The 15,743-nt window shown below is 71.1% G+C and carries 12 protein-coding genes; 7 read left to right on the top strand and 5 right to left on the bottom strand.

The window, feature by feature from the left end:
* Positions 1-65: 65 nt before the first annotated feature.
* The gene (locus ACWCO8_RS28310; RefSeq protein WP_451034646.1) at positions 66-2,402 is read left to right on the top strand and encodes an MMPL family transporter; all 2,337 of its coding nucleotides are present in this window, start codon (positions 66-68) and stop codon (positions 2,400-2,402) included.
* A gap of 4 nt (positions 2,403-2,406) precedes the next feature.
* On the opposite strand, the gene ACWCO8_RS28305 is transcribed toward ACWCO8_RS28310, so the two are convergent.
* Both ACWCO8_RS28305 and ACWCO8_RS28300 read right to left on the bottom strand, forming a co-directional pair.
* Positions 2,407-2,604: a helix-turn-helix transcriptional regulator gene (locus ACWCO8_RS28305; RefSeq protein ID WP_362006869.1), complete on the bottom strand. Its 198-nt coding sequence runs from the start codon at positions 2,602-2,604 to the stop codon at positions 2,407-2,409.
* Between the two features lie 248 nt (positions 2,605-2,852).
* The gene (locus ACWCO8_RS28300; protein WP_451034645.1) at positions 2,853-3,761 is read right to left on the bottom strand and encodes a sugar phosphate isomerase/epimerase family protein; all 909 of its coding nucleotides are present in this window, start codon (positions 3,759-3,761) and stop codon (positions 2,853-2,855) included.
* Positions 3,762-3,934: 173 nt separating this feature from the next.
* Here ACWCO8_RS28300 and iolC point away from each other — a divergent pair, with 173 nt between their 5' ends.
* The 5 genes from iolC to mmsA all read left to right on the top strand — a co-directional run bounded on the left by iolC (position 3,935) and on the right by mmsA (position 10,301).
* Positions 3,935-4,882 carry a 5-dehydro-2-deoxygluconokinase gene (gene iolC, locus ACWCO8_RS28295; protein WP_451034812.1) on the top strand — a complete coding sequence of 316 codons (948 nt, stop codon included), beginning with the start codon at positions 3,935-3,937 and terminating at the stop codon, positions 4,880-4,882.
* 242 nt (positions 4,883-5,124) lie between these two features.
* Positions 5,125-6,060, top strand: a complete 936-nt coding sequence (locus tag ACWCO8_RS28290) for a Cgl0159 family (beta/alpha)8-fold protein (RefSeq protein WP_451034811.1) — start codon at positions 5,125-5,127, stop codon at positions 6,058-6,060.
* 56 nt (positions 6,061-6,116) lie between these two features.
* Positions 6,117-6,908 (top strand): 5-deoxy-glucuronate isomerase, encoded by a 792-nt coding sequence (iolB, locus tag ACWCO8_RS28285; RefSeq protein WP_451034810.1) that lies wholly within the window; start codon positions 6,117-6,119, stop codon positions 6,906-6,908.
* A gap of 7 nt (positions 6,909-6,915) precedes the next feature.
* Positions 6,916-8,784, top strand: coding sequence for a 3D-(3,5/4)-trihydroxycyclohexane-1,2-dione acylhydrolase (decyclizing) (iolD, locus tag ACWCO8_RS28280; protein ID WP_451034644.1), 1,869 nt, complete (start codon positions 6,916-6,918; stop codon positions 8,782-8,784).
* 14 nt (positions 8,785-8,798) lie between these two features.
* The gene (gene mmsA, locus ACWCO8_RS28275) at positions 8,799-10,301 is read left to right on the top strand and encodes a CoA-acylating methylmalonate-semialdehyde dehydrogenase (RefSeq protein WP_451034643.1); all 1,503 of its coding nucleotides are present in this window, start codon (positions 8,799-8,801) and stop codon (positions 10,299-10,301) included.
* 77 nt (positions 10,302-10,378) lie between these two features.
* Here mmsA and ACWCO8_RS28270 read toward each other — a convergent pair whose 3' ends face one another.
* Positions 10,379-12,985 carry a hypothetical protein gene (locus ACWCO8_RS28270; RefSeq protein WP_451034642.1) on the bottom strand — a complete coding sequence of 869 codons (2,607 nt, stop codon included), beginning with the start codon at positions 12,983-12,985 and terminating at the stop codon, positions 10,379-10,381.
* Positions 12,986-13,357: 372 nt separating this feature from the next.
* Here ACWCO8_RS28270 and ACWCO8_RS28265 point away from each other — a divergent pair, with 372 nt between their 5' ends.
* On the top strand, positions 13,358-13,957 hold the full coding sequence (locus tag ACWCO8_RS28265) for a DUF4291 domain-containing protein (RefSeq protein ID WP_451034641.1): 600 nt from the start codon (positions 13,358-13,360) through the stop codon (positions 13,955-13,957).
* On the opposite strand, the gene ACWCO8_RS28260 is transcribed toward ACWCO8_RS28265, so the two are convergent.
* A complete protein-coding gene (locus ACWCO8_RS28260) occupies positions 13,954-15,135 on the bottom strand; it encodes a S8 family peptidase (protein ID WP_451034640.1) in 1,182 nt (393 codons plus the stop codon). The genes ACWCO8_RS28265 and ACWCO8_RS28260 overlap by 4 nt on opposite strands.
* Positions 15,136-15,247: 112 nt before the next feature.
* Positions 15,248-15,673 (bottom strand): GNAT family N-acetyltransferase, encoded by a 426-nt coding sequence (locus ACWCO8_RS28255; protein WP_451034639.1) that lies wholly within the window; start codon positions 15,671-15,673, stop codon positions 15,248-15,250.
* Between the last annotated feature and the right edge of the window lie 70 nt (positions 15,674-15,743).

Here is a 15,743-nt window from a genome sequence, read left to right as displayed (position 1 = left end):
ATGGTCGACCCATGCGGCCTGCCGGGGAGCGGAGCGCACGGGTCAGGTGAAGGGGACACCGCGTCATGGCCGAAGTCAAGAAAGCATCGCCTGGTCAGGCGGGTCCGCCGGGTCCGCCGGGTGGGTCGCCCGGTGGGTCCCGTGACGGCTCTCGGGCGGGTTCTTCGGGAGGTCCCCGGGACGGGGCGTGGACGCGGTTCGTGACGGCGCGGCCGCGGATGTCCCTGCTGGTCGCGCTCGTGATCACCGCGCTCGCCGTCCTCGCGGGTGGCGGTGTCGCCGACCGGATGGGCAGCGGCGGCTGGGAGGACCCGGACGCCGAATCCACGTATGCGACCCAGGTCCTGGAGCGGGAGTTCCCCGCCTCCCAGCCCAACCTGCTCCTGCTCGTGGACGCGGGGCAGGGCAAGGTCGACGACCCCGCCGTGGCCGCCGAGGCCCGTCGGCTCGCCGAGCGGCTCGACGCGGAGCCGGGCGTGAGCGGCATCGGCTCGTACTGGGGGACCGGCGCCCCGGCCCTGCGCTCCGAGGACGGCCGGCAGGCCGTGATCGCCGCCCGGGTCGAGGGCGACGAGAAGGCGGCCGGCGAGATCCTGGAGCGGATCGCCCCGGAGTACCGGGGGGCGCGCGGGCCGGTCGAGGTCTCCCTCGGCGGTCCGCTGGCCGTGCAGCACGAGATGCAGACGGTCATCCAGGAGGACCTGCTGCGCGCCGAGCTGATCGCCCTGCCCGTGACGCTCGTCCTGCTCGTCATGGTCTTCGGCAGCGCCGTCGCCGCCCTGCTCCCGCTCGGGATCGGCATCGTGGCCATCCTGGGGACGAACGCGGTGCTGCGCGGTCTCACGGAGTTCACCGACGTCTCGGTCTTCGCGCAGAACCTCACCACCGCCCTCGGGCTCGGACTCGCCATCGACTACGCCCTGTTCGTGGTCCGCCGCTTCCGCGAGGAGCTCGCCGCCGGGGCTGAACCCCGGACCGCGATCGGCATCACGCTGCGCACCGCCGGGCGGACGGTCATGTTCTCGGCGCTCACCGTCGCCGTCTCGCTCGCCGCGATGCTCGTCTTCCCGCAGTACTTCCTGCGCTCCTTCGCCTACGCGGGCATCGCGGTCGTGCTGCTCGCGGCGGCGGCCGCGCTGATCCTGCTGCCCGCCGCGCTGCTGCTGCTCGGCGACCGGGTCAACGCGCTCGACCTGCGCCGCCTGTTCCGCCGCCGCGCCGCTTCGGGGCCGGCGGGCAAGAGCACGGAGGACGGCGAGGCCGGGGCCGGGTGGGCGCGGACGGCGGCGCTCGTCATGCGGCGGGCGCCGGTGTTCGCCGTGGCCACGGCCACGGGTCTGATCCTCCTCGGACTGCCCTTCCTGGGCGTGAACTTCGGCACGGTGGACGACCGCCAGCTGCCCACCACCGCCGAGTCCCGGGTGGTCCAGGACGAACTGCGCGCGGGCTTCCCCGGCCGCCCCGGCGGCGGGCTCACCGTCCTCGCCGAGGGCGGCGCCACGCCAGACGCGTACGCCGGGTACCGCGAGCGGATCCAGGCCCTCGACGGGATCGTCCGGGTGGACGGCCCCGTGACCGCCGGCACGGGCGGCGGCGCGGGGAACCACGCGTACTTCACCGTGGTGCCGGAGGGCGAGGGCGTCGGCGAGACCGCCCAGCGCGTGGTGGGTGAACTGCGGGCCACGCCCGCCCCGTTCGACACCTCGGTGACCGGCCAGGCGGCCGTGCTCGTCGACTCCAAGGACGCCATCGCCGACCGGCTGCCCTGGGCGCTGGCGATCGTCGTGATCGTCACCCTGGTCCTGGTCTTCCTGCTGACCGGCAGTGTGGTGATCCCGATCCAGGCCGTCGTCCTCAACGCCCTCAGCCTCACGGCGATGTTCGGCGCGCTCGTCTGGGTCTTCCAGGAGGGGCACCTCTCCGGGCTGCTCGGCTTCACCCCGACCGGCGACATCGAGACGAACCTGCCGGTGCTGATGTTCTGCGTCGCCTTCGGACTCTCCATGGACTACGGCGTGTTCCTGCTCTCCCGGATCAAGGAGGAGTACGACGCGACGGGCGACCACGACCACGCGGTCCGCTTCGGGCTGCGCCGCACCGGCGGCCTCATCACCGCCGCCGCCGTGATCCTCGCCGTCGTCATGGTGGCCATCGGCACCTCCCGGGTGACCAACACCAAGATGCTGGGCCTCGGGGTCGCGCTCGCGGTGCTGATGGACGCGATGGTGGTCCGCAGCCTGCTCGTGCCCTCCGTGATGAAGCTGACCGGCCGGCTGACCTGGTGGGCGCCGGGCCCGTTGCGCCGCTTCCACGACCGGTTCGGGATAAGCGAGGGCGGCGCCCCGGTGACGCCGCCCCCCGCGCCGGTGGCCGAACGGGACAAGGAGCCCGTCGGAGGCTGACGGATCAGTCCCGGCGGTTCCGGTTCCCGGGGCGGTTGGCCACCCAGGAGTGGATCGTGTCGGCGTACCAGAAGGGCTTGCCCGACTCGACATGGTCCGGCGGTGGCAGGAGGCCGTGCTTCCGGTAGGAGCGGACGGTGTCCGGCTGCACCTTGATGTGCGCGGCGATGTCCTTGTACGACCAGAGCCGTCGGTCCGTCATGGGTGGCACCTCCCTGCCCGCCTCGCAGCGGCGCGGCGGGGGTGCCGTTCGGGGGAGCTGCGGGGCGGACGCTGGCGATCACTGAGCCTGTGCCCCCTGCAACGACCCCTTCCAACGGGAGGAGAGCGGCTGTCGAACGGCTGTGACGTAAAGCCCGCGTAATGGAGACATGTGTGACGACAGGAGGACGGATGTGACGTAAGTGACGCATGGTCACATCGGCGTGGCGGAAGGCGCTTCGGCGGTTCCTACGCTCCGCAGGAGCGCAGGAAGCGGCGGGTGCGGACCGCGATGGGGTAGGGCTTGTCGGGCTCGCACGGGTACATGTCCTGCTCGACGATGGCGAAGAGCTCCACGTCGAGCGCCTGCGCCGCCGCCAGGACCGGTTCCAGGGCGGGCACGCCCGAGGGCGGCTCGCACATCACGCCCCGGGCCACGGCCGGGCCGAACGGCACCTCGTCGGCGATCACTCCGGCGAGGACCTCCGGGTCGACCTGCTTGAGGTGGAGGTAGCCGATGCGCTCGCCGTACGTCTCGATCAGCTTGACGCTGTCGCCGCCGCAGTACGCGTAGTGCCCGGTGTCCAGGCAGAGAGAGACCAGGTCCGGGTCGGTGGTGTCGAGGAACCGGGCCACGTTCTCCTCGCTGTCGATGTGGGTGTCCGCGTGCGGGTGGACGACGATCCGCAGCCCGAAGCGGTCCCGTACCTCGCGGCCCAGACGCTCGGTCAGTCCGGTGAGATCGCGCCACTGTTCGGGGGTGAGCGTGCGGTCCTCCAGGACCTCGCCCGTCTTGTCGTCCCGCCAGAAGGACGGGATGACGACCAGGTGCTCGGCGCCCATCGCCCGCGCGAGCGCCGCGTTGTCCGCGACATGCGCCCAGGTCTTCTCCCAGACGGCCGGGCCGTGGTGCAGCCCGGTGAAGACCGTGCCCGCCGAGACCCGCAGGCCCCGGCGGCCCGTCTCCTCGGCCAGGACGGCGGGATCGGTGGGGAGATAGCCGTACGGGCCGAGCTCGATCCACGCGTACCCGGCTTCGGCGACCTCGTCGAGGAAGCGCTGCCAGGGGACCTGCCGGGGGTCGTCGGGGAACCAGACACCCCAGGAGTCCGGGGCGGAGCCGATACGGATACGGGACAGCGGCGACGGCTTCGTCATGACAGCCACCTTGACCGCGCCCGGAACGACGGTCAAGACGCGTCGCGACGCTCGTCCGAATGTAAGGACATAGCGTTGACAGGGTTCGGGGCGGACGGCTAGACCTGGGTGCGGGGCCGAGGTGAGAGGTGGCGCGCGTGGATGCGGAGCCGGAGCCGTACGAGCTGATCACGATGGGGCGTCTCGGGGTGGACCTCTACCCGCTCCAGGTCGGTGTTCCGCTGGCCCGGGTGGAGACCTTCGGGAAGTTCCTGGGCGGTTCGCCCGCGAACGTCGCCGTCGCGGCGGCGCGGCTCGGCCGGCGGACGGCGCTGGTGAGCCGGACGGGGGCGGACCCGTTCGGGGAGTACCTGCACCAGGAGCTGCGGGGCTTCGGGGTCGACGACCGGTGGGTGACGGCGGTCGGGGAGTATCCGACGCCGGTCACGTTCTGCGAGATCTTCCCGCCCGACGACTTCCCGATCCACTTCTACCGGCAGCCCAAGGCGCCGGACCTGGAGATCCGCCCGGAGGAGCTGGACCTCGCGGCGATCCGGGCGGCCCGGGCGTTCTGGGTGACCGGGACGGGGCTGAGCGTCGAGCCGAGCCGGACGGCGACGCTGGGCGCGCTGCGGGAGCGTGGCGGCGCGGACTTGACCGTGCTCGACCTGGACTGGCGTCCGACGCTGTGGCCCGACCCCGCCGAGGCGGGACCGCTCTACCGGGAGGCCCTGGCCTCGGCCACGGTCGCCGTCGGGAACCTGGACGAGTGCGAGGTCGCGACGGGGGAGCGTGAGCCGTACGCGGCGGCCCGCGCGCTGCTTGCCGCCGGGGTACGGCTCGCGGTCGTCAAGCAGGGTCCCAAGGGCGTCCTCGCCGTGACGGCCGACGGGGAGAGCGCGGAGGTCGCGCCCCTGCCGGTCGACGTGGTCAACGGCCTCGGTGCGGGCGACGCGTTCGGCGGGGCGCTCTGTGACGGGCTGCTCGCCGGCTGGGACCTGGACCGCACCCTGCGCCGGGCCAACGCGGCGGGCGCCATCGTGGCCGGCCGCCTCGCCTGCTCCCCGGCCATGCCCTACGCCGACGAGATCGACCGGGCCCTCACCACCGGAACCGGCACGCTCCCGGAGCGCACCCCATGACCCACGACCCCGCCGACACCTGGCGCACCCGAGCCGCCCACCGCCGCGCGGGCGGCCCGAAGGCGGGGCCCCCGTCCGTCCGTTCCGGTCCCTCCGTCCCTTCCGACCCCTCGCCGTCCGCGGGGGAGAAGGACACCCCGACCGACCCCGGCCCGCGCACCCCTGAGCCCCCCAACACCCCCGACCCCCTCCGCAGTGCCGCGCACCCCGCGCCCCGGAGGCGCTTCGCGCGGGCCGTGCCCGTGGCCGGGGGGCCCGAACCCGTCGACGTCGAGTGGCTGGTCGGGGTGCGGGCGGGGCGGCCCGAGGCTGTGGCCGAGGCGGCGGCGCGGCGGCGGACGCGGGGGCTGTTGGAGGAGCGGGACCGGCTGCTGATCGTCGCCGCCGACCACCCCGCGCGGGGCGCCCTCGGGGTCGGGGCGCGGCCGTACGCGATGGCCGACCGCGCCGACCTCCTCGGGCGGCTGCGGCTCGCGCTCTCGCGACCCGGCGTCGACGGCGTCCTCGCCTCCGCCGACATCCTCGACGACCTCCTCCTGCTCGGCGCCCTGGACGACCGCCTCGCCGTCGGCTCGATGAACCGCGGCGGCCTCGCCGGCGCCTCCTTCGAGCTCGACGACCGCTTCACCGGCCACCGCCCCCAGGACCTCGCCCGGCTCGGCTTCGACGCCGGCAAGCTGCTGCTGCGGATCGACCCGGACGACCCCGGTTCGCTCGACACCCTGCACGCCGCCGCCCGTACCGTCGACGAGATGGCCGCCCTCGGCCTGCCCGTCTTCGTCGAGCCCTTCCTCTGCCACCGCGACCACGATGGCAGGCTCCACAACGACCTCTCCGCCGAGGCCGTCATCACCTCCCTCACCGTCGCCTCCGGCCTCGGCGGCACCTCCGCCTACACCTGGCTCAAGGTCCCCGTCACCGACCACCCCGAGGACATGGCCCGCGCCCTCGCGGCCACCACGCTCCCCACCGTCCTCCTCGGCGGAGACCCGGGTCCTGGCCCGGACGCCCAGGACGTCACGTACGAGAAATGGCGTACCGCGCTGCGCCTGCCCACCGTCCGGGGCCTGGTCGTCGGCCGCGCCCTGCTCTACCCCGAGGACGGCGATGTGGCCGGAGCCGTCGATACCGCTGCGCGGCTGCTGCGCGAGACGGTAGGAAGGACCCTGCACGCGTGAACGATCACCACGAGCACCACCAGGTCCACCAAGCCCACCAGCACCACCGGCTCCATCTGCCCGCCGGGAGCGCCTCCCACGGGCCGTACACGCTCCACGTCGACCCCGAGCGGGCCGGCTGGGAGCACTCCGCACTGCGCGTCCTCGACCTCGCTCCAGGAGCCACCCACCTCCTGGACACCGGGGAAAGCGAGTGGATCGTACTTCCGCTCACCGGCGGCTGTACGGTGCAGATCGACGGCCAGACGCTTCAACTCCTGGGCCGCGAGAGCGTGTTCGGCGGAGTGACCGACTTCGCCTACGTGCCCCGCGACGCACGGGTCCAGATCGCCTCCGGTGCGGGAGGCCGCTTCGCTTTGGCAGGAGCGAAGTGCGAGCGACGACTCCCCGCCCGCTACGGCCCCGCGCCGGAGGTACCCGTCGAGGCCCGCGGCAGCGGCAACCAGGCCCGGCAGGTACGGAACTTCGCCGCCGCAGGCGTCTTCGAGGCCGACCGTCTGATCGCGGTCGAGGTGATCACCCCCGGCGGGAACTGGTCCTCCTACCCGCCCCACAAGCACGACGAGCACCGCCCCGGCGTCGAGTCGGAGCTCGAGGAGATCTACTACTACGAGATCGCCGGCGACGGAGTCGGCTACCAGCGGATCTCCCCGTCCCGTCCCGGCGGCGCCGACCTGCTCGCCGAGGTCCGTACCGGAGACGCCGTCCTCGTACCCGACGGCTGGCACGGCCCGTCGATCGCGCAGCCGGCCCACGCCATGTACTACCTGAACGTGATGGCCGGACCAGGACCGGACCGGGAATGGAAGATCTGCTTCCACCCGGACCACACGGAGGGATACAGGTGAGGCCGCAGTGACCACGCTGACCGTCGCACAGGCCCTGACGCGGTTCCTCGCCGCGCAGTACACCGAACGCGACGGCGTCCGCCGCCGGTTGATCGCCGCGACCTGGGGCATCTTCGGCCACGGGAACGTCGCCGGGATCGGCCAGGCACTCGTCGAGTACGCCGACGAGATGCCGTACCTCCAGGGCCGTAACGAACAGGCCATGGTGCACGCCGCCGTCGGCTACGCCCGCCAGTCCACCCGGCTCTCCGCGCACGCCGTGACCACCTCCATCGGCCCCGGCGCCACCAACCTCGTCACCGGCGCCGCGCTCGCCACGATCAACCGCCTCCCGGTCCTGCTCCTGCCCGGCGACACCTTCGCCGGCCGCCCCGCCGACCCGGTCCTCCAGCAGCTGGAAGTCCCGTACGCGGGCGATGTGTCGGTCAACGACTGCCTGCGCCCGGTCTCCGTGTACTTCGACCGGATCAACCGCCCCGAGGCGCTGATCCCGGCCGCGCTCGCCGCCGCGCGGGCCCTCACCGACCCCGCCGGGACCGGGGCGGTCACCCTGGCCCTGCCGCAGGACGTGCAGGCGGAGGCGTACGACTGGCCGGAGGAGTTCTTCGCCGAGCGGGTCTGGCGGGTGCGCAGGCCGGTGCCGGACGACGCCGAACTGGAGGCGGCGGCCGAGGCGATCGGCCGCGCGACCCGGCCGCTGATCGTCGCGGGCGGCGGGGTCAAGTACAGCGGCGCCGAGGAGGCGCTCGACACCTTCGCCTCCCTGACCGGCATCCCGGTCGCCTCCACCCAGGCCGGCAAGGGCGCCCTGCGCCACGATCACCCGCAGGACGTCGGCGCCGTCGGGCACACCGGCACCGCGGTCGCCGACCACCTGGCCCGCACGGCCGACGTGGTCATCGGCGTCGGCACGCGCTGGACCGACTTCACCACCGCCTCCGGAACGCTGTTCACCCACCCGGACGTCCGGTTCGTGAACCTCAACATCGCGGCCTTCGAGACGCACAAGATGGCCGCGCTGCCGCTGGTCGCGGACGCCCGCGAGGGCCTCGAGGGCCTCCACGCGCTGCTCGACCCGCACCATGTCGCCGAGCACTACGTACACGAATACGCGGAGGAGAAGCTCCGCTGGGAACAGCGGGTCACCGCCGCGTACACCACCGCCGACGAGGAGGCCCGGCCCACCCAGGCGCAGGTTCTCGGCGCACTCGACACTCTGGTGGACGCCGGCGACATCCTGATCAACGCGGCAGGCTCGCTCCCCGGCGACCTCCACAAGCTGTGGCGGGCCCGGTCCTCGGACCAGTACCACGTCGAATACGGGTACTCGTGCATGGGCTACGAGATCCCGGCGGCGATCGGCGTGGCGATCGCGGCGCCGGGCAGACCGGTGTGGGCGCTGGTGGGCGACGGTACATACCTGATGAATCCCACCGAGATCGTGACAGCCGTCCAGCAGGCTCTGCCCCTGAAGGTGGTCATCCTGCAGAACCATGGGTACGCGTCCATCGGAGGGCTTTCCGAGGCGGTGGGAGGTGAGCGCTACGGCACCGCGTACCGCTTCCGGGCGAGGGACGGCGGTTTCACCGGCGCGCCGCTCCCGGTCGACCTGGCGGCCAACGCGGCCTCTCTCGGGATGCGCGTACTGACCCCCCGTACCGTACGTGACCTGCGAGAAGCTCTCGCCGACGCGCGGTCGTCCACCGTCCCCACATGTGTCTACGTGGAGACCGAAACGGCAGACACTGTGTCGGGCCCGCCTCCCGCCCAGGCATGGTGGGATGTGCCCGTGGCCGAGACCTCGACCCGCCCGTCGGCGGTCAAGGCCCGGGAGGAGTACGACCGGCACGTCACCGCCCGACGCCGCCATCTCTGAAGGAGCAATTCGTCATGACGAAGACCGTCAACCACTGGATCGGTGGCAAGACCGTCGAGGGTACGTCGGGCAACTGGGGCCCGGTCACCGACCCGGCCACCGGCGCCGTGACCACGCAGGTGGCGCTCGCCTCGGTCGACGAGGTCGACGCGGCGGTGGCCGCCGCGAAGACCGCGTTCGAGACCTGGGGCACGGCGTCCCTGGCGCAGCGCACCACGATCCTGTTCAAGTTCCGCGCGCTCCTCGACGCCAACCGGGACGCGATCGCCGAGCTGATCACCGCCGAGCACGGCAAGGTCCACTCGGACGCGCTGGGCGAGGTCGCCCGCGGTCTGGAGATCGTCGACCTGGCCTGTGGCATCACCACCCAGCTCAAGGGCGAGCTGTCGACGCAGGTGTCGAACCGCGTCGACGTGGCCTCGATCCGCCAGCCGGTGGGTGTCGTGGCCGGCATCACGCCGTTCAACTTCCCGGCGATGGTGCCGATGTGGATGTTCCCGCTCGCCATCGCGTGCGGCAACACCTTCATCCTCAAGCCGAGCGAGAAGGACCCCTCGCCGTCCCTGAAGATCGCGGAGCTGCTCGCGGAGGCGGGGCTGCCGGAGGGCGTCTTCAACGTCGTCCACGGCGACAAGGTGGCGGTGGACCGCCTCCTGGAGCACCCGGACGTCTCGGCGATCTCCTTCGTGGGCTCGACCCCGATCGCCCGCTACATCCACACCACGGCCTCGGCGGCGGGCAAGCGCGTCCAGGCCCTCGGCGGCGCGAAGAACCACATGCTGGTCCTCCCGGACGCGGACCTGGACGCGGCGGCGGACGCGGCGGTCTCGGCGGCGTACGGCTCGGCCGGTGAGCGCTGCATGGCGATCTCGGCGGTCGTGGCGGTCGGCGCGATCGGCGACGAGCTGGTGGACAAGATCCGCGAGCGCGCCGAGAAGATCAAGATCGGCCCCGGCAACGACCCGACCTCCGAGATGGGCCCGCTCATCACGGCCGTCCACCGCGACAAGGTCGCCTCGTACGTGAAGGGCGCGGCCGACGAGGGCTGCGAGGTCGTCCTCGACGGCACGGGCTACACGGTCGACGGCCACGAGAACGGCCACTGGATCGGCCTGTCCCTCCTGGACAAGGTCCCGACCTCGGCGAAGGCGTACCAGGACGAGATCTTCGGCCCGGTGCTGTGCGTGCTGCGCGCGGACACGTACGAGGAGGGCGTGGCCCTCATCAACGCCTCGCCGTTCGGCAACGGCACCGCGATCTTCACCCGCGACGGCGGCGCGGCCCGCCGCTTCCAGCTGGAGATCCAGGCGGGCATGGTCGGCGTGAACGTCCCGATCCCGGTCCCCGTCGGCTACCACAGCTTCGGCGGCTGGAAGGACTCCCTCTTCGGCGACCACCACATCTACGGCAACGACGGCATCCACTTCTACACCCGCGGCAAGGTAGTCACCACCCGCTGGCCGGACCCGTCGGAGGCCCCCGCAGGCGTGGACCTGGGCTTCCCCCGCAACCACTGACGCACGCGTCTTGACCCCCGCCGGCTCTGGCCGGCGGGGGTCTCTTCCTGTGCCGGGGCGATCCGCCTGTGCCGAGGTCAGCCGGCGTGACGGAAGCCGGCCGGCACCCTGGTCCTGACCGTGGCGAGGAGCCGCCACACCCCGTCCGGTTCATGGAGCCCGTGCAACGCTCGGGAGAAGGCCAACTCATGGTCCTCGGGATCGAGCTGGTCACGCAGCGCCCGCCAGGTGCTCTCGTAGTCCGCACACGCCTGATGGACCGCGGCCTGCATCACGAAATTGGGGAACGTCCCGCTGTGCTTGACCGCCTCCACCCACTGATCGCTTCGGAGGATGGGTGACAGCGAGTTGGACGGCCCGCCGATCGCCCGGCTCAGAACTGCCAGCCGCTCCTCGACGATTCGCTCGAATCCCTTGAGACTCTCCTTGGCCTCCCCGATGTCGAACCACGTCGCCTCGTCCAGGAGGTCGTCCAGTTCGGGCAGCTTCGAGGGGAGGCCGTACTTCGCCAGCAGTGTCGAGTCCGCGAGCGCCCGGACGGTCTGCAGGAGCTTCGCCCGGTCGCGCCAGTCCCGGCCTTGATTGGCGGCCACCCGATGGACGCACTGCCAGACCAGCTTCTCGGTGACGAACCACTGGGCGATCAGGTGCGACTCGGCGGGCAGGAGCTTCCCGCGCAGGCGCCACGTGTGTTCCATGACCTGCGCGGTGCCTCCCAGCAGTTGCTGGTCGTACGCCATCATCTCGGCCCACACCGGACGCTGCGGCCGGTCGCGATCGGGCGCCTCATGGGGATACGTCTCACGTTCGAAGCGTACGAATCGGGGGCTCGGGCGCAGCCATTCGAGATCAGGATCCTCGGTGAGCAGCCAGGAGCGCATGAGGGGGTGATAGCTGTTCAAGTCCGCTCTCGCCGCACCCTCGAGTTCATCCACGGCTTTCACGGCGAGGTCGTCCCGCTTCCGCTCGTCCGTCTGGCCGCTCATCGCCACCGCGTAGACGCATGCCGTGTTGTACCTGTCCTGCCAGGGCCGAGGCGGCCACAGGCGCCAGCTCCTGAGCCGCTCCGTCGTCCGCCGCCAGATCCACCAGCCTCGCGCCTGCTCCACGCGCTTCGTGAGTTCCTCCGCCGTCACAGGCCAATGGACGTCATTGCGCAATCCCTTGACCTTGCCTGCTGCGGTCTGATCCACGGCCCATCCCAGTCGCAGACGCGCCCACACGTCTCGATTGAGTCGGAGGGAGGTCCATGTGAGCCCTCTGCTCCGCCGTTTGTCGGGACGCTTGAGGAATCGGAGGATGGGGTAGTCGCAGGCGAGTTGGTACATCTCCTCCTCGCAAGCGAGCTGAAATATCAGACTGACCGTCTTCTCGTTGAGACCCTTTTCTCCCAGCACGCCCTCGAGCCACTCTCGTGCATCCGCTTCGGTGTAAATGGGCCACCTTCTTCCGGGCGGCGTGAGATAGACGACCGACCGCCAGTACCTCTCGACGAGCGCGGGGGCCAGTGACTTGCGAATCTCTTTCCGGGTGTGCGCGCGCCGCGGGCACTTGCGGTAGTCGGCGGGATCCACGGTCGGCCTGCACCACTGATAGGCGGTACGTTCGGCCATACCGAGCACGACGGCATAGCGGAAGCGCGCTTCGAGCAGGCCGTTGCGCCACCATCGGTAACGCTTGCAGAGGAATCGACGTGGATTCCAAGCTCCCCTGCTCAGCCGGGTGTTCCGCTCCTCTCGGCTCTGCCCGTCCAGGAGGATCGCTCCGTGGTACGTCTCGAGAGCGTCGAGATGCAACCACAACTTCTCCTGTGTCCCGGCGATCTGAGTGCGCAGGTGAATGTTGGTGGGATCGAGCCGTAGTGCCGCGTAATAGCGGTCGAGGGCATCGTCGAATTTCCGGTCCTGGCTGAGCTCCCTCGCCTCCTGGTAGGCGGCGAACAGCTCGGGCGGGAGATTCCGGCCGCGCCATTCCTGCCACGGCGCCCCCCGGCTCGCCTGGGTGACCGGCACCAGTGCGGCCATCACCCAGTACCCTGCGGCCTGGACCGCTTCCTCCCACGTCGGTTGCCACCGTGTTTCTGTGCGGCTGCCTCTCAACGCATAGGAGGTGACGGTGACGGTGACGCCGAACCTGGGCTCCTCCGTCCGTACGCGCAGAATTCCCCGCACCGTGTAGGCGACCTTCGGCCGAAGGCGACTGAACAGACGCAGGATGCTCGTCCCCAGCTTCTTCGGCTCGAGATCGATGTCGCCGAGCAGGTCGAGGAAGCTCTCCGCCGGGGATTCGGCGGGGAGCGCGGAGGGGGGATAGAGGTTCGTTTCCGACAACTGCTTACGCAATTGGGCGGTGAGACCCTCCAGGCACGGTTCGCCTTCCGTGGTCGAGGAGACAAGTTGCTGCACGTCCACCGGACCGGGCTTGAACGCGTTGCGCTGCAGCATCCAACGGCGCACGGTGATGAAGGTGAAGAGCAGGAGCAGCAAGCACAACAGACGGAGACTCAGTTCGGCTCCGTTCTTGCCCCCCGTCACGACCCGCGCGGCGCCGTCGAAGAACCACATGAAACCCTCGGACACGGCCTCGAGCCACGGGGGCCAGCTCTCCTTGGCATTCCAGGCCGGATGCATCCCACCCACACCGCAGACAGCGGTGATGAGAAGAACAACGGAGAGAATCGCCAAAGCCCCTGCACGCTTCACGTGGGGTACCGGCAATGATGCCGAATCGATCGGGTGGTGCCGCTCGGAACGAGAGGGCATATCGGCCTCTGGTGGTCCTAGTCGTCACCTCCCAGTCTTCTCCTCATTCCGGCGGGAGCCAAGTCGAACAGAGCGGCAGGGGCCCGGCCGGACGTCGGACCGCTGACGCGGGCCGCGCTCGCGGCCCGCGTCACCGCCCGACCTGTGGACGTCAGGGCCGACCCCGCTGTGGTGGAGAGTCCCGCGCCGATGTGGGCCGCGCAGATCGACATGCCCGGCACCGTGCGGGTCGGGCTCACCGCAGGCCCGCGTAAATGACTGGCCCGCGGCCGCGTTGCCGCGCACCCTGGGGCCATGTCTGTCGTTCCGCCGAAGTATCAGATCCGGGCCCAGTACAGCGAGTCGACGGTGACCGTGTATCAGGCGTACGACTCCGCCATCGGGGTGCCGGCCGCTCGGGACGGGCGGTTTCCCGGGGGGTGGAAGCGGGAGCGGATGACGTGGGTCAAGCCGTCGTTCCTGTGGATGATGTACCGGTGCGGGTGGGGGCTCAAGGAGGGGCAGGAGACCGTTCTTGCCGTGGAGATCACGCGGGAGGGGTTCGAGTGGGCCCTGCGGCACGCCTGTCTGTCGCATTACGTGCGGGGGTTCCATGCGGACCAGGCTGCTTGGAAGCGGGAGTTGAGGCTTGCCCCCGCTCGCGTGCAGTGGGATCCCGAGCGGGATCTGCGTCTTGGTGCCCTGCCTCATCGGTCCCTGCAGTTGGGGCTCTCCGGGGAGGCCTCGCGGCGGTATGCCGATGAGTGGATCGTTTCCGTACGGGATGTCACCGCCCTCGCGCACGATGTGCACGCACTGGTGCGCGAGGGGCGGCTCGACGAGGCCGAGCGGATGGTGCCCGAGGAGGTGCCGTATCCGGTGGAGGGTGGGCTCCTCGGGCGGCTCGGCGGCTAGAAGAGAGAGTGCAGGAGCTTGTTCGGGGAGCCCGAGAGGGGGTTGCCGACCTTGCCGGGCGTGGCGTTGTTGACGAGAGCCGTGGAGACCTGGGCCGGGGTGGCCGTCGGGTTGGTCGACAGGTAGAGGGCCGCCACGCCTGCCGTGTGCGGGGAGGCCATCGACGTGCCCGAGATCGTGTTCGTCGCCGTGTCGTTGTCCTTCCACGCCGACGTGATCGAGACGCCCGGCGCGAAGAGGTCCACGCACGTGCCGTAGTTGGAGAACGAGGCCCGCTTGTCGGCGGAGTCCGTCGCGCCGACCGTGATCGCCTCGGGGACGCGCGCCGGGGAGTAGTTGCAGGCCCGGGCCGGCAGGCCGAGGAAGTTGCCGTTGCCCGCCGCGACCGCGTACGTCACGCCCGACGCGATCGAGCGCTTCACCGCGTCGTCGAGCGAGGTGTTCGCGCCCCCGCCCAGGCTCATGTTGGCGACCGCCGGCTTGACCGCGTTGGCCGTGACCCAGTCGACGCCCGCGATGACCCCGGCCGTCGAACCGGACCCGTTGCAGTCCAGGACCCGTACCGCCACCAGCTTCGCGCCCTTCGCGACGCCGTACTTCGCGCCGCCGACCGTGCCCGCGACGTGCGTGCCGTGGCCCTGGCAGTCCTGGCCGTTCTGGCCGCCGCCGACCGTGTCCGTGCCCACCGTCGCCCGGCCGCCGAACTCGCTGTGCGAGGTGCGGATTCCGGTGTCGATGATGTATGCCGTCACGTTCGATGCCTGCGTTGTGTACGTGTACGTCGTGGACAGAGGGAGGTCGCGCTGGTCCACGCGGTCCAGGCCCCAGGTCGCTCCCGGCTGCGTCTCGGTCATGTGGACCGTCGCGTTCTGTTCGACGTACGCCACGCGCGGGTCCTTGGCGAGCGCCGAGGCCCTGTCCTTCGACATGGTGGTCGAGAAGCCCTTGAGGACCTTGCTGTACTGGTGCTTCGGCGTCACGCCCAGGTCCGTGGCGCGGGTCGAGCCGTCCTTCAGGACCACGATCCAGCTGTTCTCGATGGCCAGCGAGGTCGGGGCCAGGCGGAGATCGCCCACGACCGGGGCGCTCTGCGCTGTGGGGGAGACCGCCAACTGGAGGCCTGCGGCGAGCGCGAGGACGGGCACGAGCGCTACGGCGCGGCGAGGTATTCGCGTCATGTGGTGGGGCACCTGAACCTTTCGTTGTCCGGGTTACCGGCAAGTACGGGGTGCGTGGTGCGCCACAGAGTCTCGCGTTGTCATGGGGCGTACAAGAGCGCCTTCGGTCCCCTCACCGGTCCTTCACCTCGAACTCCCAGGTCAGCATCGTGAACCCGCCCTCGTCCCGCGCCCCCGCCACCCGGTACGTCCGCAACGCCGCCTCGTTGTCCGGCTCCACCCCCACCCACACGTCGTAACAGCCCCGCTCCCGGCCCTCGGCCACCAGCGCCTCCGTCAGCGCCCGCCCCACGCCCCGCCGCCGGTACGCCTCGTCCACCGACAGCTCGTACAGGCACAGCTCCACCCCCTTGTCCGGGTGCAGCATCTCGATCCCCGACACCATGCCCGCCGGGAAGCCGTCCTCCGCGTACGCGATCAGCATCAGGTGGCCGTGTGCCGCCAGGAACGCCTCCGCCCAGGCCGTTCTCGGTGGGGAGTCGTAGAGGTGGCCTGCCGCCATCAGCTCCGCCACCGATTTCGCCTGTCTGATCCGCATCCCAGCCCCTCGCCTCGTACCGCGTCTGGTGTACGGGACGGTACGGCGTACGACTCCAGGAGGCCGCCGA

Source organism: Streptomyces sp. NPDC001927, from assembly GCF_053594455.1.
This window is presented reverse-complemented; position numbering and strand designations above follow the sequence as displayed.

Excerpts from the sequence above, each read along its gene's own strand:
- mmsA (WP_451034643.1), top strand. The coding sequence starts at position 8,799 with ATGACGAAGACCGTCAACCACTGGATCGGTGGCAAGACCGTCGAGGGT.
- ACWCO8_RS28305 (WP_362006869.1), bottom strand. The coding sequence starts at position 2,604 with ATGACGGACCGACGGCTCTGGTCGTACAAGGACATCGCCGCGCACATC.
- ACWCO8_RS28300 (WP_451034645.1), bottom strand. The coding sequence starts at position 3,761 with ATGACGAAGCCGTCGCCGCTGTCCCGTATCCGTATCGGCTCCGCCCCG.
- ACWCO8_RS28255 (WP_451034639.1), bottom strand. The coding sequence starts at position 15,673 with ATGCGGATCAGACAGGCGAAATCGGTGGCGGAGCTGATGGCGGCAGGC.
- ACWCO8_RS28260 (WP_451034640.1), bottom strand. The coding sequence starts at position 15,135 with ATGACGCGAATACCTCGCCGCGCCGTAGCGCTCGTGCCCGTCCTCGCG.
- iolC (WP_451034812.1), top strand. The coding sequence starts at position 3,935 with ATGGGGCGTCTCGGGGTGGACCTCTACCCGCTCCAGGTCGGTGTTCCG.
- ACWCO8_RS28265 (WP_451034641.1), top strand. The coding sequence starts at position 13,358 with ATGTCTGTCGTTCCGCCGAAGTATCAGATCCGGGCCCAGTACAGCGAG.
- ACWCO8_RS28310 (WP_451034646.1), top strand. The coding sequence starts at position 66 with ATGGCCGAAGTCAAGAAAGCATCGCCTGGTCAGGCGGGTCCGCCGGGT.